The 19,916-nt window shown below is 73.4% G+C and carries 19 protein-coding genes, 1 pseudogene and 1 riboswitch; of the genes and pseudogenes, 17 read left to right on the top strand and 3 right to left on the bottom strand.

The window, feature by feature from the left end; genetic code table 11:
* Window positions 1–1,323: 1,323 nt before the first annotated feature.
* The 6 genes and pseudogenes from QSK37_RS51610 to QSK37_RS01420 form a co-directional block, all read left to right on the top strand.
* Window positions 1,324–2,865, top strand: a pseudogene (locus QSK37_RS51610) (primosomal protein N'); the annotation flags it as partial.
* Between the two features lie 47 nt (window positions 2,866–2,912).
* Window positions 2,913–3,458 carry a peptide deformylase gene (gene def, locus QSK37_RS01440; protein WP_285566722.1) on the top strand — a complete coding sequence of 182 codons (546 nt, stop codon included), beginning with the start codon at window positions 2,913–2,915 and terminating at the stop codon, window positions 3,456–3,458.
* Complete coding sequence (gene fmt, locus QSK37_RS01435; RefSeq protein WP_285616965.1) at window positions 3,458–4,384, top strand: methionyl-tRNA formyltransferase; 927 nt, start codon at window positions 3,458–3,460, stop codon at window positions 4,382–4,384. The genes def and fmt overlap by 1 nt, the downstream gene beginning before the upstream one ends.
* Window positions 4,384–5,772, top strand: coding sequence for an RsmB/NOP family class I SAM-dependent RNA methyltransferase (locus QSK37_RS01430; RefSeq protein WP_285616964.1), 1,389 nt, complete (start codon window positions 4,384–4,386; stop codon window positions 5,770–5,772). The genes fmt and QSK37_RS01430 overlap by 1 nt, the downstream gene beginning before the upstream one ends.
* Before the next feature lie 49 nt (window positions 5,773–5,821).
* Window positions 5,822–6,256, top strand: coding sequence for a hypothetical protein (locus QSK37_RS01425; protein WP_285616962.1), 435 nt, complete (start codon window positions 5,822–5,824; stop codon window positions 6,254–6,256).
* A gap of 188 nt (window positions 6,257–6,444) precedes the next feature.
* Window positions 6,445–6,753 carry a hypothetical protein gene (locus QSK37_RS01420; RefSeq protein ID WP_285616960.1) on the top strand — a complete coding sequence of 103 codons (309 nt, stop codon included), beginning with the start codon at window positions 6,445–6,447 and terminating at the stop codon, window positions 6,751–6,753.
* Window positions 6,754–6,765: 12 nt separating this feature from the next.
* Here the strand turns inward: QSK37_RS01420 and QSK37_RS01415 are convergent, their stop codons facing one another.
* The gene (locus QSK37_RS01415; RefSeq protein ID WP_285616959.1) at window positions 6,766–7,584 is read right to left on the bottom strand and encodes a class I SAM-dependent methyltransferase; all 819 of its coding nucleotides are present in this window, start codon (window positions 7,582–7,584) and stop codon (window positions 6,766–6,768) included.
* A 768-nt stretch (window positions 7,585–8,352) separates the two neighbouring features.
* Entirely contained in the window at window positions 8,353–9,624 is a 1,272-nt protein-coding gene (locus QSK37_RS01410) for a pyridoxal phosphate-dependent aminotransferase (RefSeq protein WP_285616958.1), read from the bottom strand.
* Between the two features lie 122 nt (window positions 9,625–9,746).
* Here QSK37_RS01410 and QSK37_RS01405 point away from each other — a divergent pair, with 122 nt between their 5' ends.
* The 3 genes from QSK37_RS01405 to rpe all read left to right on the top strand — a co-directional run bounded on the left by QSK37_RS01405 (window position 9,747) and on the right by rpe (window position 12,148).
* Window positions 9,747–10,697, top strand: a complete 951-nt coding sequence (locus QSK37_RS01405) for a LysR family transcriptional regulator (RefSeq protein ID WP_285616957.1) — start codon at window positions 9,747–9,749, stop codon at window positions 10,695–10,697.
* Between the two features lie 26 nt (window positions 10,698–10,723).
* A complete protein-coding gene (locus QSK37_RS01400) occupies window positions 10,724–11,392 on the top strand; it encodes a class I SAM-dependent methyltransferase (RefSeq protein ID WP_285616955.1) in 669 nt (222 codons plus the stop codon).
* Window positions 11,393–11,476: 84 nt separating this feature from the next.
* The gene (gene rpe / locus QSK37_RS01395) at window positions 11,477–12,148 is read left to right on the top strand and encodes a ribulose-phosphate 3-epimerase (RefSeq protein ID WP_285566712.1); all 672 of its coding nucleotides are present in this window, start codon (window positions 11,477–11,479) and stop codon (window positions 12,146–12,148) included.
* Here the strand turns inward: rpe and QSK37_RS01390 are convergent.
* A complete protein-coding gene (locus tag QSK37_RS01390; RefSeq protein WP_285616954.1) occupies window positions 12,136–13,155 on the bottom strand; it encodes an MBL fold metallo-hydrolase in 1,020 nt (339 codons plus the stop codon). The genes rpe and QSK37_RS01390 overlap by 13 nt on opposite strands.
* A gap of 154 nt (window positions 13,156–13,309) precedes the next feature.
* Between QSK37_RS01390 and QSK37_RS01385 the strand changes: the two genes are divergently transcribed.
* The 8 genes from QSK37_RS01385 to QSK37_RS01350 all read left to right on the top strand — a co-directional run bounded on the left by QSK37_RS01385 (window position 13,310) and on the right by QSK37_RS01350 (window position 19,908).
* Entirely contained in the window at window positions 13,310–14,044 is a 735-nt protein-coding gene (locus tag QSK37_RS01385; RefSeq protein ID WP_285616953.1) for a sulfite exporter TauE/SafE family protein, read from the top strand.
* Between the two features lie 135 nt (window positions 14,045–14,179).
* Window positions 14,180–14,310: riboswitch (FMN riboswitch) on the top strand.
* Between the two features lie 80 nt (window positions 14,311–14,390).
* Window positions 14,391–15,524 carry a bifunctional diaminohydroxyphosphoribosylaminopyrimidine deaminase/5-amino-6-(5-phosphoribosylamino)uracil reductase RibD gene (gene ribD / locus QSK37_RS01380; RefSeq protein WP_285616952.1) on the top strand — a complete coding sequence of 378 codons (1,134 nt, stop codon included), beginning with the start codon at window positions 14,391–14,393 and terminating at the stop codon, window positions 15,522–15,524.
* 1 nt (window position 15,525) lies between these two features.
* Entirely contained in the window at window positions 15,526–16,125 is a 600-nt protein-coding gene (locus QSK37_RS01375; RefSeq protein ID WP_285616951.1) for a riboflavin synthase, read from the top strand.
* Between the two features lie 64 nt (window positions 16,126–16,189).
* Window positions 16,190–16,837, top strand: coding sequence for a nicotinamide mononucleotide transporter family protein (locus QSK37_RS01370; protein WP_285616949.1), 648 nt, complete (start codon window positions 16,190–16,192; stop codon window positions 16,835–16,837).
* Window positions 16,834–18,042 (top strand): bifunctional 3,4-dihydroxy-2-butanone-4-phosphate synthase/GTP cyclohydrolase II, encoded by a 1,209-nt coding sequence (locus tag QSK37_RS01365; RefSeq protein ID WP_285616947.1) that lies wholly within the window; start codon window positions 16,834–16,836, stop codon window positions 18,040–18,042. Before QSK37_RS01370 ends, QSK37_RS01365 begins: the two co-directional genes overlap by 4 nt.
* Window positions 18,039–18,551 carry a 6,7-dimethyl-8-ribityllumazine synthase gene (ribH, locus tag QSK37_RS01360; RefSeq protein ID WP_285566700.1) on the top strand — a complete coding sequence of 171 codons (513 nt, stop codon included), beginning with the start codon at window positions 18,039–18,041 and terminating at the stop codon, window positions 18,549–18,551. Before QSK37_RS01365 ends, ribH begins: the two co-directional genes overlap by 4 nt.
* A 51-nt stretch (window positions 18,552–18,602) precedes the next feature.
* Window positions 18,603–19,478 (top strand): ATP phosphoribosyltransferase, encoded by an 876-nt coding sequence (hisG, locus tag QSK37_RS01355; RefSeq protein ID WP_285616945.1) that lies wholly within the window; start codon window positions 18,603–18,605, stop codon window positions 19,476–19,478.
* Window position 19,479: 1 nt separating this feature from the next.
* Complete coding sequence (locus QSK37_RS01350) at window positions 19,480–19,908, top strand: PH domain-containing protein (RefSeq protein WP_285616944.1); 429 nt, start codon at window positions 19,480–19,482, stop codon at window positions 19,906–19,908.
* Window positions 19,909–19,916 lie beyond the last annotated feature (8 nt).

Genomic DNA, 19,916 nt, shown 5'->3' with positions numbered 1-19,916 from the left:
GAGGACGCGTCCGCGCCCGCGAACGAAATCGGCCCATCGGCCCCTGGGCGCGAATCCGGAGGCGGAAACGTCTCAGCGAAGCCCGCGTCGGCGGATGAGGCCCTGGCCGACTCTGGGCGCGATCCCGGCCCGGCGGCACCCGAGGCGTCGGCCGATCCCGCGCGCGGGAGCGGCGCGGTGGAGTCCGGGTCGGTGGATGAGGCCTGGGTCGGCTGTGGGCGCGGTACCGGTCTGGCGGAGTCCGGGTCGGCGTCCGAGGTGTTGGTCGATCCTGGGAGTGGGAGCGGCGCGGTGGAGTCCGGGTCGGTGGATGAGGCCCGGGCCGATTGTGGGCGCGGTACCGGTCTGGCGGAGTCCGGGTCGGCGCTCGAGGCGTTGGCCGATCCTGTGAGCGGGACCGGTCCGGTGGAGTCCGGCACGGCGGACGAGGCCCCGGCCGACCCGGCAGGGCCGGCGACGACGAGCGGTACGGCGGACGAGGCCCCGGCCGACCCGGCAGGGCCGGCGACGACGAGCGGTACGGCGGGTCAGGGCGGCCGTGGGCGGGAGGAAACGGACCTGGCGCGGCCGGGCGACGACCACCCGGAGGGCCGAGCGGCCGAGGAGACGGCCGGTTCGCCGGACGCCGCGGCCACCGCTGAGGCGTCGCGCGCCGATGTCCCGAGGGCGCCGGACACCGTCGCCTTCACGGACTCGGCACCCGTGGCACCGCCTGAGGTCTCCGCCGACGACACCGGTGAGCCCTCTGCCGGTGGGATCTCTCCTGATGGCAGTGGGGAGGCCGGCGGTGGTAACAGCGGCATGCCCGGCGGCGGGGTGCTCGCCGGCGGTGGTGACGACGCGTCCGCCGGTCGTGGCGGTGACGTGGCTGGTGGTGGCGTTCCCGCCGGTTCTGGTGAGGCCGGAGCCGACCGAGAAGCCTCCGCTCCCGGCGTTCTCGCCGGTCCTGACGCGTCGCACGGTGGAGACGACGCACCGGACGGCGATGACGCGGCAAGCGGTGTCAGTGCGGCAGACGGTGGCGGCCAGGCCGACCGTGGTGCCGGGACTGCCGGGGGCGACCAGGCCGGGGCCGGGGCCGTCCGGAGTGGCGGAACCGGCGGTGACGATGAGGCCGCCGGAGCGGGCGGTGTGACGGCGGGTTCCCTCATGGGGACCGGTGCCGTACCCGCATCCGGTGAGCCAGGTGGTGGTCAGGAGTCCGAGGCGGAGGCCGGTGACGCCGCGGCTTCGGAGGGCGTCGTGGTGACCGGGGCCGTACCCGCTCCCAGTGGGCGGAGCGGCGGACGGGAACTCGGGGCGCGGACCCCTGACGTCACGGCTCCGGCGGCCGGGCCTTGGGAGGCCTATCCCGCGGGTGCGTCGTTTCTCGAGGCGCTCACGGCGGGGCGGGCGCCGCGGGCCGTCTGGAACGCGCTGCCCGGCGGTGACTGGACGGCGGAGGCCGCGCTCGCGGTGCGGGCCGTGCTCGCCGGCGGGCGGGGGGCGCTCGTCATCGTTGCCGACGGTCGCGACGTGGCGCGTGTCGATCGGGCGCTGCGCCGGGAGCTCGGCGACGGCCGTCATGTGGCGCTCACCGCCGAGCTCGGGCCCGCCGAGCGCTACCGTCGCTGGCTCGCCGTACGTCGTGGGCGGGTGGCGGCCGTCGTCGGCACGCGGGCCGCGATGTTCGCGCCCGTTCGCGAGCTCGGGCTCGTCGTGCTCTGGGACGACGGTGACGACGTGCACGCCGAGCCGCACGCCCCTTATCCCCACGCTCGTGAGGTGCTCGCGCTCCGGGCGCACCGGGCGGGGGCCGGGGCGCTCATCGGCGGGTTCACCCGCACGACCGACGCCACGCAGCTCGTACGGGCCGGGTGGGCCCGGCCGCTCGTGCCCGGGCGGGAGCGGCTGCGCGCCTCCATGGCTTATGTGCGGCCCGCCGGGGACGACGCCGACCTGGCGCGCGACGAGGCCGCCCGCAGCGCGCGCCTGCCGCACATGGCGTTCCGCGCCGCGCGGCAGGGACTCGAGCACGGGCCCGTCCTCGTGCAGGTGCCGCGGCGCGGCTACGTTCCCGCGCTCGCGTGTTCGCGCTGCCGCGGGCCGGCGCGCTGTCCCGAGTGCGAGGGTCCGCTGTCTCTGCGCTCCTCGCACGCCGCCCCGTACTGCCGCTGGTGCGGCCGGATCGCCGGGGCCTGGCGGTGCCCCGAGTGCGGCGGCGGCCAGGTGCGGGCGGTCGTCGTCGGCGCGCGGCGCACCGCCGAGGAGCTCGGCCGCGCGTTCCCCGGGGTGCCCGTGCGCACGTCCGGCCGCGACGGCGTGCTCGCCGAGGTTTCCGGCGAACCGGCGCTGGTGGTCGCGACGCCCGGTGCCGAGCCGGTGGCCGACGGCGGGTACGCCGCCGCGCTGCTGCTCGACGGCTGGGTGCTGCTCGGCCGCGCCGACCTGCGCGCCGGGGAGGAGGCGCTGCGGCGCTGGATGAACGCCGCCGCCCTCGTACGCCCGCGCGGCCCCGTCATCGTGCTCGCGGACGGGTCGCTCGCGCCGGTACAGGCCCTGATCCGCTGGGACGCCGTCACGTACGCCGAGCGGGAGCTGGCCGAGCGCCGGGAGCTCGGGTTCCCGCCCGCCGTGCGGATGGCCTCGCTCACCGGCACGCCGCAGTCGATACGGGAGCTGGTCGAGGCCGCCCGCCTGCCGGACGACGCGGAGGTGCTCGGGCCGGTCGAGCTGGGGGAGGGCCAGGAGCGCGCGCTGGTACGGGTCGATCGGGGCCGGGGCGCCGCCCTGTCCCGGCTTCTCAAGGCGGCGCAGGCCACCCGCAGCACGCGCAAGACCGCCGACGTCGTGCGCGTCCGTGTCGACCCGCTCGAGCTGATCTGAACCGTAGACTGGTCCTGCCCAACTACGAGACGTGAACGGAGCCGTTCGTGGCCGTCAAGCCCATCCGCCTCTTCGGCGACCCGGTGCTGCGTACCCCGGCCGAGCCGGTGAAGGACTTCGACAAGGAGCTGCGCACGCTCGTCAAGGACCTTTCCGACACCATGATCGACGCGCCCGGCGTCGGCCTGGCCGCGCCGCAGCTCGGCGTGGGCCTGCGGGTGTTCACCTACTACGTCGACGAGCAGCTCGGCCACCTCGTCAACCCCAGCCTCCAGCTGACCGACGAACAGGAGGAGGGCGACGAGGGCTGCCTCTCGCTGCCCGGCCTGGTCTTCCCGGCCAAGCGCGCGATCGGCGTCGTGGCCAAGGGCTTCAACATGTACGGGGAGCCGGTGGTCCTCGAGGGCACCCACCTGCTGGCCCGCTGCGTGCAGCACGAGACCGACCACCTCGACGGCGTGATCTTCATCGACCGGCTCGACCCCGACCAGCGCAAGGCGGCGATGAAGGCGATCCGCGAGTCGGAGTGGTTCGGCGACGACGCTCCGGTGGTCAAGGACTCCCCGCACCCGATGTTCGGCAAGGCGCTCTAGTGCGCCTCGTGTTCGCCGGCACGCCGGAGACCGCCGTACCCGCGCTCGACGCCCTGCTGAAGTCGCGGCACGAGGTCGTCGCGGTCATCACGCGGCCCGACGCCCCGGCCGGGCGCGGGCGAAGGCTCACGCCGAGCCCGGTGGCGCAGCGCGCCGCCGAGGCGGGCGTCGAGGTGCTCAAGCCCGCCAAGGTCAAGGAGCCGGAGTTCCTCGACCGGCTGCGCGCCATCGCCCCCGACTGCTGCCCGGTCGTGGCCTACGGCGCGCTGATCCCGCGCGTGGCGCTGGACATCCCCCGCCACGGGTGGATCAACCTGCACTTCTCGCTGCTGCCCGCCTGGCGCGGTGCCGCCCCGGTGCAGCGGGCCGTGCTGCACGGCGACGAGATCACCGGCGCCGCGACCTTCCAGATCGAGGAGGACCTCGACACCGGGCCGGTGTACGGCGTGGTGACCGAGCCGATCCAGCCGACCGACACCAGCGGCGACCTGCTCGCGCGGCTCGCCGAGACCGGTGCGCACCTGCTCGTCGCGACCATGGACGGCGTCGAGGACGGCGAGCTCGAGCCCCGCCCGCAGCCCGCCGACGGCGTCTCGTACGCCTCCAAGCTCACCCCCGATGACGCCCACGTCGACTGGACGCTGCCCGCGCAGCACGTCGACCGGCGCGTCCGCGCCTGCACGCCCGCGCCGGGGGCCTGGACGACGTTCCGCGGCGACCGGCTCAAGCTCGGTCCCGTACGCCCGGCGCCGGACGCCGAGCCGCTCGCCCCGGGTGAGCTGCGCGCCACCAAGGCCGAGGTCCTCGCCGGCACCGGCTCCCATCCCGTGGTCCTCGGCGACGTCCAGCCGCAGGGCAAGCAGCGCATGCCGGCCACCGCCTGGGCCCGCGGCGTGCGCCCGGCCGAAGGCGACGCGCTGATCTGATGCCGCAGCGATCCACCGGCTCCCGGCGAGGCAAGGGACAGGGCAGGGGACAGGGCCGGCCGGCCCCCCGGCGCCCTCGCGACCAGGTCCGCCGCACCGCGTTCGACGTCCTGCAGGCCGTCGACGAACGCGACGCCTACGCCAACCTCCTCCTGCCCTCCCTGCTGCGCGAACGCGGCCTGTCCGGGCGCGACGCCGCGCTCGCGACCGAGCTGACGTACGGCACGCTGCGCGGGCGCGGCACGTACGACGCCGTCCTCGGCATGTGCAGCGACCGCCCCGTGGCCAAGATCGACCAGCCGCTGCTCAACGTCCTGCGGCTCGGCACGCACCAGCTCCTCGGCACCCGCATCCCGCCACACGCCGCCGTCGGCACCGCCGTCGACCTCGCCCGCTCGGTGGCCGGCCCGGGGCAGGCGAAGTTCGCCAACGCCGTGCTACGCAAGGTGTCCGCCCGCGACCTGGACGCGTGGCTCGCCATCGTCGCGCCCGACGACGAGACCGGCCGCCTCTCGGTCGTGCACAGCCATCCGCGCTGGATCGTGAACGCCCTGCGCGACGCGGCCGGCGCCGGCGAGGTCGAGGCGCTGCTGGCCGCCGACAACGAACGCCCGCGCGTCACCCTGGTGGCCCGGCCCGGCCGCGCGACCGTCGCCGAGCTGGGCGGTGACCCCGCCGCCTACTCCCCGTACGCCGCGTACCTGCCCGAGGGCGACCCGGCGGCCGTACCCGCCGTGGCCGAGGGGCGCGCCGCGGTACAGGACGAGGCGAGTCAGCTCGTCGCGCTCGCCCTCACCCGCGCCGAGCTCGACGGCCCCGACGGACGCTGGCTCGACCTGTGCGCCGGGCCGGGCGGCAAGGCCGCGCTGCTGTCGGGGCTCGCGGCCGAGCGCGGCGCGCACCTGCTGGCCTGTGACCTGCAGCCGCACCGGGCCCGGCTGGTACGCCGCGCCGCCGACCCGGCCGCGGCCGTCACCGTCGTGGACGGCACCCGGCCCGCCTGGCGTCCCGGCACCTTCGACCGGGTCCTGGCCGACGTGCCCTGCACCGGCCTCGGCGCGCTCCGCCGCCGCCCGGAGGCCCGCTGGCGGCGCAGCCCGGAGTCGATCGCCGAACTCGGCCCGCTGCAACGGCGGCTCCTCGGCTCGGCCCTGGAGGCGGTACGCCCCGGCGGGGTGGTCGCGTACGTCACCTGCTCACCGCACCTGGCCGAGACCCGAGTGGTGGTCGACGACGTGCTGCGCGGCCGCGACGACATCGAGCGCCTGGACTCCCCGTCGTACCTGGAGGGCGTCCCGGACCTGGGCGAGGGCCCGTACGCCCAGTTCTGGCCGCACCGGCACGGCACCGACGCGATGTTCCTGGCACTGCTCCGCCGCCGGGCCTAACGCTCGTTCTCTCGTTCTTCCGCGAATCTTGACCTGCTGACCGCCGATCGTGGTTCGCACGGAGGTGACCGACCCGCACCACACGGTGCGGGAGCTGGCCGCGATCGAACCGTCCCTGCCGCTGCGGGACCGTCTGGTCGCGCTGATCGAGGTCCTGCGCGCCCAGGCGGAACGGACCGGAGCGGTGGTGAACGCGGTCAGTCTCGCGGGCGCCGCGCGGCCACGCCGGCAGGAGTCGCTGTCCGACGAGGAGCGCAGGCGCCTCTCGGACGGCCGCACCGCCTCCTACCAGAGTCTTCATGCCGCGGTCGTCGCGACCTTCGAGGCCGACGCGGACACGTTGCGCGGGTCCCCGGAGGACGCCGCCACGCTCGTCCTCGCGATCGTGATGGCACTCGGCCGCGGCGGAGGCTGGGACGCCGGACCCGCCAGCGTCAGCACCGATGGGCCGGCCGATCTTCTCCTGCACGGCCTGGCGACGTAACACCACTCGTCACCATCGCGTTCCTCCCACCCCCGAGAGGTGCCCCATGGCGTTCACCCGTGCCCGAATACTCCTGCTGGTGTTCAGCGCCCTCACCTTCACCCTGAGCCCGATGGCCGTGCTGCTGACGCCGTACGTCGTGGACAGCGCTGGCGGCACTGATCGCCTCCCTCGCCTGGACCACGACCGTGGCGGGCCTGCCGGCGGCCTACCTCGTGTTCGGTCTCCTCACCGTCGCGATCCAGACGGGGATCGGGGCGCTGACACAGACGGAGGTGGACAACGCCCTGATGGGACTGATGTCGATCGTGCCGAGTACCGTCTCCGTACTCGCCATGACCTTCTCCGGTCTCGCGGGCGCCGCGTTGGGCATCCAGAACATCTTCCTGATCAGCGGGGCCGTTCTCGCCACCGCCACCGTGCTGTCCTGGCACTCCTTCCGGCGCGCGGGCGGCGAGCGCCCCGCGGCGCGTGCGCCGATGGCGGGCGTCGGCTGATCCGGCCGGGTCTCACGCCGCGAAGCGGACCTCGACGATCGGCATGCGGAGCTTGCGGATGAGCGGGATGCGGCCGACCAGCGGGGCGATCGTCAGCAGGCCGCGGCCGCGCGGGTAGGGCAGGTCGCGGACGCCGGAGATCTTCGGGGAGTACTCCAGCACCTTCCGATGCTCACCCGGGTCGAGGCTCCAGTGCCAGGCCGGCGCCTGGTAGGCGGCACCGGGGTTCATCCCGCCCCGCCGGCTGCGCTCGGCCATGAAGTGGGGGACCGCGTCGAAGACCAGCGTGCCGCCGGGGAAGCGCTCGGCGCACGCGGCGATCAGCGACCGCACCTCGTCCGGCTGCAGGTACATCAGCAGCCCCTGCGTCGAGATCAGCACGCCCTCGTCCGCGTCCACCTCGTCCGTCCAGGCGAGGTCGAGCGCGGATCCGGCGAGCGTACGGCGGCGCGGCGGGTCGTCCGGGAGCAGTCGCCGGCGCACCTCGACCGTCTCCGGCAGGTCGACGGTCAGCCAGCGCACCCGGCCGTCGTCGACGCGCCAGAACTGCGTCTCCAGCCCCTCGCCGAGCGCGACCACCGTGCCGCCGGGGTGCGCCGTCATGAACCGGCGGACCGCGCGGTCGAAGCACAGCACCCGCAGCGCGTGCCACTGCGCCATCGCCGGCTCGCCGAACCGCTCGAAGGGGAAGTCGATCGCGTCGACCAGCTCGACCGCCCTGGGGTCGTCCAGGAGGCCGTCGGGCCGGCGGGCCTCGGCGGCGCGGTGGTAGAGGTTCCACAGCAGCGTCTGGGGGACACCGGTGAGCTCGACCCTGAGCTTGTCGGCCATCGCTCCAGGATGCCAGAACCGTTACCTGAAATGTGATCGCGTGTGGCGCACTTGTCAGGCAGCCGTGGCCTTGCGGTCCGGCGTTCCCCGTTTCCGGGGTTCCCGCTTCAGTGCCGAGGGCCCACCTGGGGTGGGTCTTACACCGGTTCCACCGGAACGGCCGATGCCGTCCCGCCCGGTCTACCGGGGGGCGTTTTCCGTATCGCCGCAACCCGAGCAGGTCTTGCTGGGGGGAACCAGTGGTCGGCCACGACCAGCCGCCCGCCGTTCCAGGTGGTCTTGTAGACCAGCTGCCGCCGTACCTCGCCCACACCGACATCGGCCACCGCACGGGCCATCACCGGTGGACAGCACCGCGAGATCCTTCACCCCGAGGTCCACCCCCACCACGGCGGCAGGGCGTGCGGGGACACGTTCGGCCGGCCCGCTGGACCTCGCAGGTGAAGGACACCAGCCCCCGCCCACCCTCGTACCGCACGGTGGCCGCCATGATCCGGCCGGTACCACGCTCCGGACGCCGGGCGAGTTCACGGGTGGACTCGCTCGTACGGATCGTGCCCAGCCGGGGCAGCGTCACATGACGCCGGTCGCTCAACCGCTCTTACCGAACCACCAATCAGCGGTCTGCGGACAAATACCCCATGACCGCGCCCACACAGCAAGCTTCACGCAGTGACCAAAACCTATGTCGCCTACACAGGACCACGTTCTCGCGAGGACCCCCACCGGCGGCATCGCCCGTGGCGGGGGTCCTCGCGAGGCGGTCGCTCAGGCGGTGACGGCGACCCGTTCCTCGCAGGCGGAGGCGGTCAGATCGGTGAGCACCTCGGTCGTGCGGTCGAGGGCGGCGGCGATCCACGGCAGTCCGGCCGGGTCCGGGGACGTGAGGGCGGTGAGCCGCTGCTCGTCGGTCTCGCCGTAGAGCAGGCTGGTGGCCACCCGGAGGCGCAGGGCCTCCGGCGCGTCGCCGAAGGCGCTGCCCGGCAGGACGCCGACGCCGTACCGGTCGAGGAGGAGCGCCGCGAGCTCGGCCGACGTTTCCACGCCGAGCGTCTCGCGAAGGTCCTCGAAGTCGGGGTACAGGTAGAAGCCGCCCTGAGGACGCGGCACCCGCGCGCCGGCGGCGGTGAAGCGCTCCGCCATGGCGCGTGCGACGGTCTCATGCAGCCGCCGGCTGGCCGCGACGCGTTCGACGACCTCCGGTGGCTCGGCGAAGGCGTACGCCGCGGCCTGCTGCGTCGGGCCGGACGTGCTGGACCAGATCTCGCTGGCCACGCCGGCGAGCCGGTCGCGCAGCCCGCTGAGCGCCTCGGGCAGCAGGGCCACGCCGATGCGCCAGCCGCCGAGGGCGAGGTTCTTGCTCAGCGCGGTCGTGATGACGGTGCGCTCGGGGGCGTACCGCGTCGGGCACGGGAAGTCGGTGTGCTGGTCGAAGAGCAGGTCGCGGTAGATCTGGTCGGCGATGATGATCAGGTCGAGCTCGCGGGCGGCCTCGCACATGCGCCGCACCGTCTCCGGCCGGGCCAGCGTGCCGGTGGGGTTGTCGGGGAGCGTGACGACGAGGCAGCTCACCGGGCGCCCCGCCGCGCGTTCGAGCGTGACGGCGGCCCGCAGCGCGTCCGGGTCGGGCACGCCGCCCTCACCGGGAGGCGTCTCGACGAAGATCGGTTCGGCGCCCATGAGACGGGTCTGGGCGGCGTAGCTCACCCAGCTCGGGCGGGGCACGACGACGCCTCCGCCGATGGCGAGCAGCAGGCCGTACAGGAGCGGCTTGCTGCCGGGGCCCGCGACGATCAGGCCCGGGTCGGCCGGCAGGCCGCGGCGGTGCCAGTAACCCGCGGCGGCGGTGCGGAGGTCGGGGCTGCCGGCGACGGGACCGTACGCGCCACGCCCGGCGGCGGTGCCGAGCTGCCGCTCCAGCGACGGCAGGACGGGCAGGCCCGCCTCTCCGAAGGCGAGGGGCAGCACCGGCAGCCCGATGCGGCGTCTGTGGTCGAGGGCCTCGTTGGCGGCGAGAGTCGCGGAGATGGCGACTGACATGAGTTCACTCCAAGGAGCTCTTCTGGCTGGTTGACCTGCGCGCGGCCGTACGTCTCCATGGTGTGGTGGAACGGTGCATCAGTACAAGCGAGGCTTTCCGCTGCCGGGCGTAAGCTGAACTTATGCTCGATGTACGACGGCTGCGGCTGCTGCGGGAGTTCGCCGACCGCGGCAGCATCGCGGCGACCGCCAAGGCCCTCGGTTACACGCCGTCCGCCGTCTCACAGCAACTCGCCGTGCTCGAACGCGAGGTCGGCACCACACTGCTCGACCGCACGGCGCGCAGCGCCGAGCTCACCGACGCGGGCCGGCGGCTGTCCGACCATGCCGACCGCATCCTGCGGATGATCGAGTTCGCCGAGGCCGACCTGTCCGAGGCGGAGCCGACCGGGCAGATCGTGCTCACGGCGTTCCCCACGGCCGCGGTGGCGTTCGCGCCCGCCCTCGCGCACAGCCTGCGCCGCCACGAGGGCCTCACCTTCCAGCTGCGCCAGACGCGGCCGGGCGACGGGCTGCGGCAGGTGCGCTCCGGAGAGGTCGACCTCGCGCTGGTCGACGACTGGACCGGGCGGCTTCCCACGCGTGGGGGCGGCAGCCTGCGCTTCTCGCTGCTCCTGCACGACCCGCTCGTGCTCGTCGTGCCGTCCGGCCACTGGGCCGCCGATCCCGGCCGCGAGATCGACCTGTGGCGGCTGCGTGACGAGCCCTGGCTCGCGGCGCCGGCGGGCGAGCCGTCACGCCAGGCATTCGACCGCCTGCTCGCCGACGTCGGCGGCGCGCCGCCGATGCCGTGGGAGTTCGAGGGGCTCGGCACGATCCTCGGCCTGGTCGCGCGCGGCGTCGGGATCGCGGCCGTGCCCAGCCTGGCGCTGACCGCCGCGGTGCCGGGCATCGCGGCACGCGAACTGCCCGGATCGCTGACCCGCTACGTGTACGCCGTCGCCCGTACGGCGAGCGTGCGCCGGCCGTCGGTCGCGGTTACGCTCGAGGCGCTGCGGGACGCCGTGGCCGAGATCGACGTCATGTCGGCGGGCGGCATGCGGGAGCGTGCGCCCAAGGACGGCGATTCGTAAGCTTCGGGGCCGAAGGAGGGCGCGGTGTGAGCGGCGCGGCCGATCGGCTCCACCGGCACTGGCGGAGAGGCCGCCTGGTCCCGGCCGTCTACGACTTCGGGGCCGAACACGAGCCGATCGCCCGGCTGGGCGGCCGGCTGCTGTGGGGCGCCGACATGCGCCCCCTCTACGACTCCTTCGCCGAGGCGGGGCGGCTGCCGCCGGGCGCCGTCGTGCTCGACGTGCCGTGCGGGGGCGGAGTGGCGTTCCGCGGCGTGCCGCGCGGCGCCGGCCTGCGGTATGTCGCGGCGGACCTGTCACGTCTCATGCTCGGCCGGGCCCGCGCGGAGGCACGCCGCCGTGGACTGGACGCCGCGTTCGCGGGGGTGAGCGTGGACCGGCTGCCGTTCGCCGACGGGTCGTTCGACCGCTGCCTCACCTACAACGGGCTGCACTGCCTGCCCGACCCGGCCGGCGCGGTGACCGAGATGGCCCGGGTGCTGCGGCCCGGCGGCGTGCTGCGGGGCAGCGCGCTCGTGACCGGGGCCGGCCGCCGGCAGGACCTCCTCATCGCGCTCCTGCGGTCGCGCGGCGACTTCGGCCGGCCCGGGAGTCTCGCCGACCTGCGAGGCTGGCTGGACGACGCCGGGCTGGAGTCCGCGGACGTCACGGCCACCGGAGCGCTGGCGTGCTTCTCGGCGGTCAAGCCCGGCTGAGCCGGTGACGGACGGGCGGTTCTCCCGAGGCCGTCCGAAGGCCTGGTGCGCGGCGTGCGGGGCGTCCCTACACTTGACCGCATCATGGCCGTGCAAATCGCTCCCAGCATTCTGTCCGCCGACTTCGCCCGGCTCGCCGACGAGGTCGCGGCGGTCGCCGACGCCGACTGGATCCACGTCGACGTGATGGACAACCACTTCGTGCCCAACCTCACCCTCGGCCTGCCGGTGGTCGAGGCGCTGCTCAAGGCGACGCCCCTTCCGGTGGACTGCCACCTCATGATCGAGGACCCCGACCGGTGGGCGCCCGGCTACGCCGAGGCGGGGGCGGCCAGCGTCACCATCCACGCCGAGGCGGCGAGCGCCCCGATCCGCACGCTGCGGGAGATCCGCTCCGCCGGCGCCCGCGCCGGTCTGGCGCTCAACCCGGGCACGGCCGTGGAGCCGTACGCCGACCTGCTCGCCGAGATCGACATGCTGCTCGTGATGACGGTCGAGCCGGGCTTCGGCGGCCAGCCGTTCCTCGACGTCGTGCTGCCGAAGATCAGCCGAGCCCGCGACCTCATCAAGGGCCGGGACCTCGACGTGTGGCTCCAGGTCGACGGGGGAGTGAACACCGAGACCATCGAGCGCTGCGCGGAGGCGGGCGCCGACGTGTTCGTGGCCGGCTCGGCCGTGTACTCCGCCGACGACCCGGCCGAGGCGGTCCGCTCGCTGCGCGCCCAGGCGACCCGGGCGTCCCGTCAGGGGGCGTAGACGGAGGCGCCGTCCTCGACGTGGCTCCTCAGGCGGCCCTGGGTGACCAGGACCTCCAGGTGGGCGCGGGTCTCGGTGGTCGCCAGCATCTGGTTGAACATGTCCAGCTCGTCGAAGTGGCGTCCTCGCCGGGTCCAGGTCAGCGCGCGGGCCGTCTCGTACGCCGTGCCCGCCCCGGCGGCGACCGCCGCGGCGCAGGCGTCCAGGCGCTCGGCGTGGTGGTCCAGCAACGCGTCGACGCGGGAGTGCACGCTATCGGTGACCGGTCCGTGCGCCGGCAGCAGCCGCAGGTCGGGCAGCTCACGTACGAGCTTGAGCGACGCGAGGTAGGAGCCGAGCGGTGAGGCCTCCGGCGCGCTCTCGAAGCCGATCGACGGGGTGATGTGCGGCAGCACGTGGTCGCCGGCGAACAGCAGCCCGGCGGTCAGGTCCGCGAAGACCAGGTGACCCCGCGTGTGGCCGGGCGTCGGCACGGCCAGCAGCTCGCGGCCGGTCAGCGGCACCGGGATCCGCCCCTCGATCCAGTCGTCCGGCATGGCCCATTCGGACGGGTTGTGCCCGCCTTCCTTCCACACCGCCCGCAGCCGTTCGATGAGGGGCGCCGCGCCGCAGGCGTTCAGTTGCTCCAGCTGAGGGGAGCGGTCGGTCGGCCCCGCGGCGGTCAGCAGTTCGAGGGTGGGGCGCTCGCCGATGCCCAGGCTCACCCGCGTGCCGAACTCCCGGCGTACCGCGACCGCCTGCGTGTAGTGGTCCCGGTGGACGTGGGTGACCAGGAAACGGCTGATGTCGGCGAGCCCGAACCCGATCTCCTTGAGCGAGGTCTCCAGCTGCCGCCGCGACTCCTCCAGCGACCAGCCGCCGTCGATCAGCACGAGGCCCTCGTCGTCCTCGATCGCGTAGACGTTGACCGCCCGGAGGCCGTCTGTGGGCAGCGGCAGCGGTATCCGGTGGACTCCAGGGGCGACCTGGAACGCTCCAGGCTCGATCCACTCAGATCGCTGCGACATCGGTTCGGTCCTCGGCTTTCCGGCGTGCGGTTTTAGAACGTCATTCGATCTATACCGGACTTCCCGCTCCGGGCACCACGGCTGGGACCGGTGAATCTCATTACTCTTCGCCGCGGCGCGTCCCGTACGGTCGGCGTCGAGGGGAGGCGGGGAGATGATCCAGGCGATCGGACTCGGGCTGGTCGTGTTCGTCGGCGCGGCGGCTCAGCGGATCACCGGGCTCGGCTTCTCGCTCGTGACCTCGCCGTACCTGGTGCTGCTCCTGGGTCCGTTCGACGGCGTCCTGGTGGTCAACGCCTGCGCCGTCCTCACCGCCTTCGTCGTCCTGACGCAGGTCTGGCGGGACGTGGACCCGCGCCGGGCCGCGCTGCTCATCGGCCCCGCGCTGCCGGCCGTGGCGGCCGGGGCCTGGATGGCGAGGACCCTGCCGGCACCGCCGCTGGCCGTCGTCGTCGGCGTGCTCATCCTGTGCGCCCTGGTCGCCGTCGTGGCCAGCGAGAGGGCGCGGGTGCTGCGCGGCACACCGGGGGCGGTGGCCGCCGGAATCGGATCGGGCTTCCTCAACGCGACCGTCGGCGCGGGCGGGCCGGCGGTCGCGCTGTACGCGGTGTCCTCCGGCTGGGCGCAGCACCGGTTCGCGGCAACGGCCCAGCTGGTGTTCGGAGTCCTTGGCGTCGCGTCGCTGGCCGCCAAGGGCGGCCGGCCGTCGATGGCCGCGGCCGAATGGGCGACGGTCGCGGCGGGACTGACCGTCGGTGTTCTCACCGGGAACCGCCTGGCCGGGCGCTTCTCGCCGGCGCGGGGCCGCACCGCCGTGATCGCCTTGGCCATGGCGGGCGCCGCGCTCACGGTGGTCAAGGGCGTGGCGGCACTGTGCGGATGTCGCTGAACACCGATCGGCAGTTGCGGTCAAGCGGTCACGTGCGAGGACCTGGCGCTGGGTTCGGAGGGTGGGGCGTCAACGTGCTCTTCCTCACACAACGCGGGGAATGTCTCGCGTGGCACACTGGTTGGGAGTGTTCATCAGCGTGCTCCGGGGTCGGTGAAATTCCGAACCGGCGGTTACAGTCCGCGACCCGGCCGAAACCATCGGCCGGTTGACCCGGTGGAATTCCGGGACCGACGGTCAAAGTCCGGATGGGAGGCAGCGCGCGGCCGTGCCCTGTGCGGGGCACGGTAGTGGCGTCGGCACCATCACGCCGTCACATCCCGGAGCCTGGATCAGGAGGCCCGGGGTGACCGCATCTTCCGCGGAAGAGACGGCGATGCGCGACGCGATCGCGCTGGCGGCGCGTGCGCTCGGTGAGACCAGTCCCAACCCCGTCGTCGGATGCGTCGTGCTCGACGCCGACGGAGCGCCCGTGGGACGGGGCTTCCACGCGTACGCGGGCGGTCCGCACGCCGAGGTCGTCGCGCTCCGCGAGGCCGGGGACCGCGCGCGGGGCGGCACGCTCCTCGTCACCCTCGAACCCTGCGATCATCAGGGACGCACCGGGCCCTGCAGCCGGGCCATCCTGGCCGCCGGTCTGCGCCGGGTCGTGTACGCCGTCGGCGACCCCAGCGACCAGGCCCAGGGCGGCGGGCGGCGGCTCGCCGAGGCCGGTCTGTCCGTCGAGTCCGGGCTCCTCGCCGCCGAGGCCGAGCGGGTCAACGCCGAATGGCTCACCCATGCCCGCCTGCGCCGACCCCACGTGACCTGGAAGTTCGCCGCCACTCTGGACGGCCGGTCGGCCGCGGCCGACGGCACCAGCCAGTGGATCACCGGGGCCTCCGCGCGGGAGGACGTCCACCGCCTGCGCGCACGCGTCGACGCGATCATCGCCGGGTCCGGCACCGTACTGGCCGACGATCCCCGTCTCACCGTGCGCGGCTTCGAACCGCACGACCACCTGCGCACCCATCGCCGCCCGCTGCGCGTCGTCGCCGACGCCCGCGCCCGTACACCCCTGGACAGCCGCGTCCTGGACGACGCGGCGCCGACGCTGGTCGCGGTCGCCGACGACACCGACGCGTCCGCCCTGGAGTCCACCACCGCCGTCGTACGGGTGCCGCGCTCCCGGCGCGGACCCGGCCTGGACCTGTCCGCCCTGCTCGCGGAGCTGACCGAACGCGAGATCGTCTCCGTGCTCCTCGAAGGCGGTCCGTCCCTGGCCGGAGGGTTCCTGGCCGCGGGCCTGGTCGACCGCGTCGTCGCCTACCTGGCGCCGGCGCTGCTCGGCGCCGGGACCGCCGCCCTCGGCGACGCCGGGATCGCGACGCTCGCGGAGGCGTACCACCTCGACATCGACGACGTCACCACGATCGGGCCGGACCTGCGGATCACCGCGACGGTACGCGACCGGCCGGCACCGTCTCGAAGGGAGAACTGAAGTGTTCACCGGAATCGTCGAGGAGCTGGGGGAGATCGTCGCGCTCGAGCGCGAGGGCGACTCCGCCCGGCTCACCGTACGCGGCCCGCTGGTCGTCTCCGACGCCGTCCACGGCGCGTCCATCGCGGTCAACGGGGTCTGCCTCACGGTCACCGACGTCAAGGACGACGCCTTCACCGTCGACGTGATGAAGGAGACCCTCGACCGGTCCTCCCTCGCCGCGCTGGCCCCCGGCTGCCCGGTCAACCTCGAGCGGCCCGTACGCCCGTCGGACCGGCTCGGCGGCCACATCGTGCAGGGCCACGTCGACGGCGTCGGCGAGATCGCCTCCCGCGAGCCCGGTGACCGCTGGGAGGTCGTGACGATCGGCCTGCCGGCGGATCTGGCCCGCTACGTGGTGGAGAAGGGTTCGATCACCGTCGACGGCATCAGCCTGACCGTGGTCGAGGCCCGCGACGACGCCTTCACGGTCGCCCTGATCCCCACGACGCTGGAGCTGACCACGCTCGGCCGCAAGGGCCCCGGCGACCCGGTCAACCTCGAGGTCGACGTCGTGGCCAAGTACGTCGAGCGGCTCGTCGCCGCCGGAGTCCGGCCATGAGCGAACGAAGTGAGCGAATCGACGGCACAGCGTTCATGGCCGCTCCTCCGACGAAGGAGGCCTCATGAGCTCCTGGACGCAGGCGGGTGTGACGATCCTCGGCGAGAAGGTGCTGTGGACCGACCTGCTGGGCAACGTGTTCTCCCTGGCGACGGTCTGGCTGGCGATCAGGCGCACCATCTGGACGTGGCCGGTCCAGCTCGCCGGCGCGGTGCTGCTGTTCACCGCCTCGGTGAGCGCGCACGCGCCGGGCAACGCCCTGAAGCAGGTGCTGTTCGTCGCGCTGGTCTCCTACGGCTGGGTGAAGTGGCTGCGCGGCATCCGCGAGAGCGACGGCCTGCCGGTGCGCCCGGCCACCGGGCGCGAGCGCGTCGTGCTGGTGGTGGCCCTGGCCGGTGGCACGGCGGCCATGGCGCTGCTGTTCGCGAACATCTCCTGGCTGCAGATCACCTGGTCCCCGACGGCGAACGCGTACATCTTCGCGGGCAGCGCGGTCGCGACGTTCGCGCAGAGCCGCGCCCTCGTCGACTTCTGGGTCATCTGGGTGCTGGTGGACCTCGTGGGCGTGCCCCTGGCGATCAAGTCCGGCCTGTACGTCTCCGGGGCGGCGTACGTGATCTTCTTCGTGATGGTCCTCGCCGGGTTCCGTAACTGGATCAACCAATACCGCCGGCAGCGGCGGAGTGCCGAACTGGAGGCGGTCGCGGCATGAGCTTCGACACAGTGGAAGAGGCGATCGCGGACATCGCCGCGGGCAGGCCCGTGGTGGTGGTCGACGACGCCGACCGTGAGAACGAGGGCGACATCATCTTCGCGGCCGCCAAGGCGACCCCGGAGCTGCTCACCTTCACGATCCGCTACAGCAGCGGCGTGATCTGCGTGCCGATGGAGGGCGCGGATCTGGACCGCCTCGACATCCCGCTGATGACCACGCGGAACCGCGAGCGGATGCGCACGGCGTACACCATCAGCGTGGACGCGCGCGACGGCGTGACCACCGGCATCTCCGCGGCCGACCGCGCCACCACGATCCGGCGGCTGTGCGACTCGGCGACCGAGCCGTACGAGCTGGTGCGGCCCGGCCACGTCTTCCCGCTGCGCTACCACGAGGGCGGCGTCCTGCGGCGGCGCGGCCACACCGAGGCGGCGGTGGACCTGGCCCGGCTCGCCGGGCTGACCCCGGCCGGGGTCCTCGCCGAGGTCGTCAACGACGACGGCACGATGTCCCGGCTGCCCCAGCTCGAGGTGTTCGCCAAGGAGCACGACCTGAAGCTGATCTCCATTGAGCAGCTCGTGGCGTACCGCAAGCGCACCGAGCGGATGGTCGCGCGGGTCGCCGAGACGCACATCCCGAACCGGCACGGCATGTGGCGCGCGGTGGGGTACTCCAGCGCCGTCGACGGCGGCGAGCACCTCGCGCTCGTCCTCGGCGATCTCGGCGACGGCGAGGACGTGCTGATCCGGGCGCACTCGGAGTGCCTGACCGGCGACGTGCTCGGCTCCCAGCGCTGCGACTGCGGCACCCAGCTCGACGCCGCGATGGCGGCGATCGCCGCGGAGGGCCGAGGTGTCGTCCTCTACCTGCGCGGGCACGAGGGCCGGGGGATCGGCCTGCTCGCCAAGCTGCGGGCCTACGCGCAGCAGGACAACGGCTCCGACACCGTGGACGCCAACATCGAGCTCGGCCTGCCGGTGGACTCGCGCGAGTACGTCAACGCGGCACAGATGCTGATCGACCTCGGCGTCCAGTCGGTGCGCGTGCTGACCAACAACCCGCTCAAGCTGGCGGGCCTGGAGGGCTTCGGCGTCGAGGTGCGCGGCCGTACCCCCCTGCCCGTCGTCGTCACCGAGTACAACCGTCGTTACCTCACGGCCAAGCGCGACCGCCTCGGCCACCACATCGGAGAGCTGTCATGAGCGGTGCGGGACGTCCCGAAGCCGCGGCCGTCGACGCGTCCGGGCTGAGCCTGGGCGTGGTCGCTGCCCGCTGGAACGGTCAGATCACCGACCAGTTGCTCGAACGCGCGCTGGCCGCCGCGAAGGAGTGCGGCCTGCCGGAGCCCGTCGTCGTACGGGTCGCGGGCGCCCTCGAACTTCCGGTCGTCGCCCAGCAGCTCGCCCGTGATCACGACGCGGTCGTCTGTCTCGGCGCTGTGATCAGGGGGGGTACGCCCCATTTTGACTATGTATGCGACTCGGTAACGGCGGGTTTGACGAGGGTTGCCCTTGATGAGGGCGCCCCCATCGGCAATGGCGTACTAACCTGTGAGACGCTTGACCAGGCACTGGACCGCTGCGGTCGGCCGGACAGCAGCGAAGACAAAGGATGGGAGGCGACCGTGGCCGCACTCGATACGGCACTGACCTTGAGGGGCCTGCGGCATCACGGTCACGCGCGGCATCACGAGGAGCATCAAGGCTCCTGAAGTCCCTCACGCCGCGACACCGATCTCTCATCCGTAGGAAGGTCTTTCACCGTGCTGTCACTCGTGCTTCCCAAGGGCTCGCTGGAGAAGGCGACGTTCGAGCTGTTCGACGCCGCCGATCTGACGGTCCGCCGTGGCTCCGATCGTGACTACCGCGCGTCGGTCGACGACCCGCGCATCGACCGCGTTCGCGTGCTGCGCCCGCAGGAGATCCCCACTTATCTGGAGCAGGGGCTCTTCGACCTCGGCATCACCGGGCGTGACTGGATCACCGAGACGCAGGCCGACGTCGTCTCGCTCGGCGAGCTGAAGTACTCCAAGGCGACCTCCAACCCGGTGCGCGTCATCATGGCCGTGCCGAACGACGCCCCCTGGCAGTCGGTGGAGGACCTGCCGGAGGGCGTGCGGATCTCCACCGAGTTCCCGGCGCTGACCGAGCGTTTCCTGACCGAGCACGGCGTCAAGGCGCGAGTGGTGCCCTCGTACGGCGCCACCGAGGCGAAGGTGCCCGACATCGTCGACGCGATCGTCGACCTGACCGAGACCGGGTCCTCCCTGCGCAAGAACGGCCTGCGCATCCTCGACACGCTGCTGGTCAGCTACACCGAGCTGGTCGCCAACCGCGAGGCGTACGAGGACCCGAACAAGCGGGCCGCCATGGAGGACATCGCGCTGCTGCTGCAGGGCGCGATCCGGGCCCGCGGCAACGTCCTGCTCAAGCTCAACGTCCCCGACGCGCAGCTGCAGGACGTCCTGAGCATCATGCCGTCGTTGTCGTCCCCGACGGTCACCCGCCTGGCCGGCGGCGAGATGCACGCGGTGGAGAGCGTCGTGGCCAAGCACGGCGTCAACACCCTCATCCCGGCGATCAAGGCGGCCGGCGGCTGCGACATCCTCGAGATCCCGATCAGCAAGATCGTCGACTGACGTGACCGCGGCGACGTGGCGGCCGCACCGTGCCCGGATCATCCCGTACGTTCTCGCCGTGGTGGTCGTGGCAGGCTCGGTCGCCCTCGCCGTGGGCATGCCGTCCAACTGGGCCGTCGGCGACCGGATCGGCCTGGTCGTGATCGGCTTGATCCTCGCGGGGATCCTGCACATCCTCGCGCGCAGCCGGATCACCGCCGACGATCGCGGTGTGACGGTGGTCAACGGCCTGCGCACTCATGAGTACGAGTGGGCCGAGATCCTGGGCGTGTCGATGCCGGAGGGCGCGCCGTGGCCGATGCTGGATCTGGCCGACGGCTCGACCCTTCCGGCGATGGGCATCCAGGCGTCCGACGGCGACCGCGCCCGTCACGCGGTCGCCGAACTCGCCGCCCTGGTCCACGAGCGCGGCGAGGCCCGGGACGCCTGAGCGCGCCC

This window comes from Actinoallomurus iriomotensis, from assembly GCF_030269445.1.
Classification (GTDB): Bacteria; Actinomycetota; Actinomycetes; order Streptosporangiales; family Streptosporangiaceae; genus Actinoallomurus; species Actinoallomurus iriomotensis.
Note: the sequence above shows the minus strand (reverse complement) of the source record. Positions and strands in the feature narration are given on the sequence as shown.

Coding starts and splice junctions, on each gene's coding strand:
- QSK37_RS01410 (WP_285616958.1), bottom strand. CDS start 9,624: ATGTCAGTCGCCATCTCCGCGACTCTCGCCGCCAACGAGGCCCTCGAC.
- ribH (WP_285566700.1), top strand. CDS start 18,039: ATGAGCGGTGCGGGACGTCCCGAAGCCGCGGCCGTCGACGCGTCCGGG.
- QSK37_RS01390 (WP_285616954.1), bottom strand. CDS start 13,155: ATGTCGCAGCGATCTGAGTGGATCGAGCCTGGAGCGTTCCAGGTCGCC.
- QSK37_RS01365 (WP_285616947.1), top strand. CDS start 16,834: ATGAGCTTCGACACAGTGGAAGAGGCGATCGCGGACATCGCCGCGGGC.
- QSK37_RS01405 (WP_285616957.1), top strand. CDS start 9,747: ATGCTCGATGTACGACGGCTGCGGCTGCTGCGGGAGTTCGCCGACCGC.
- QSK37_RS01385 (WP_285616953.1), top strand. CDS start 13,310: ATGATCCAGGCGATCGGACTCGGGCTGGTCGTGTTCGTCGGCGCGGCG.
- rpe (WP_285566712.1), top strand. CDS start 11,477: ATGGCCGTGCAAATCGCTCCCAGCATTCTGTCCGCCGACTTCGCCCGG.
- QSK37_RS01370 (WP_285616949.1), top strand. CDS start 16,190: ATGAGCTCCTGGACGCAGGCGGGTGTGACGATCCTCGGCGAGAAGGTG.
- QSK37_RS01430 (WP_285616964.1), top strand. CDS start 4,384: ATGCCGCAGCGATCCACCGGCTCCCGGCGAGGCAAGGGACAGGGCAGG.
- QSK37_RS01415 (WP_285616959.1), bottom strand. CDS start 7,584: ATGGCCGACAAGCTCAGGGTCGAGCTCACCGGTGTCCCCCAGACGCTG.